Source organism: Aeromonas caviae (assembly GCF_000819785.1).
GTDB lineage: Bacteria > Pseudomonadota > Gammaproteobacteria > Enterobacterales > Aeromonadaceae > Aeromonas > Aeromonas caviae.
On sequence record NZ_CDBK01000008.1, the window covers coordinates 1 to 803 of the forward strand.

At 72.6% G+C, this 803-nt stretch carries 1 pseudogene; it reads right to left on the reverse strand.

Annotated elements, in window-relative coordinates:
• Positions 1-150 precede the first annotated feature (150 nt).
• A pseudogene (locus BN1120_RS00995) lies at positions 151-803 on the reverse strand (MFS transporter); the annotation flags it as partial.

The window sequence follows — 803 nt, forward strand, 5'->3', positions numbered from 1 at the left end:
GGGCAAACCCGCCCCGGGCAAGCCCCGGCCAGGGCAGGGCGGGCGCCAGAAGAAGGGGCGCTGAGCGCCAGGCCTTCCCGCACCCTGATGAACAACACCGGCCAAGGCCGGTGTTGTACTTTCTGGCCCCCAAGGCCGGTGCTCGCCGGATCAGGCAGGCTTGTGGCCTGCCGTCTGCACAGCCATGGCCTGCTCCGGGGGCAGGCCCATGGCCCCTGGGTAGTGGCGCGGGTTGAGACGCACCACCAGCAGGCTCATCAGGACCAGGGCGCCGAGCTGCCACTGCCAGGCGGCGGCGAAGTCACCGCTTGCATGGTGCAGGCGGGCCGCCACCCAGGGGCCGGTAGCCGCCACCATGAAGCCAATCCCCTGCATCAGGGCGCAGAGGGCGCCCGCCCGGCGCGGGTCGGGCAGGTGATCCAGCGCAATCACCATGATGAGGGAGAAGCTCCCCCCAAGCCCGGCGCCGCACAGCAAGCACCAGAGCAGAGGGGCTGTCTGGGGAGCGAGCCAGAGGCCGCCAAAGCCCGCCAGCTGCATGGCGATGGCCAGCGCCATCCAGGGGCGGCGGTCCAGCCGACCGGCTGCCAGCAGGGGCAGGCCAAGGCCGCTCGCGGTCTGGGCCAGGGCGAGCCAGGCCACCAGCTCGCCCCCTTGCTGGGCGCTCCAGCCCGCCGCCATGTAGGCCGGGGCCAGCCAGGCCACGACGATGCCGTAGCCGCTGTTGATGATGCCAAAACAGGCGATCAGCAGCCAGGTGCGGGGCAGGGGGAGCAGCCGCTGCTCCCCGGTGGGGGCGGGCG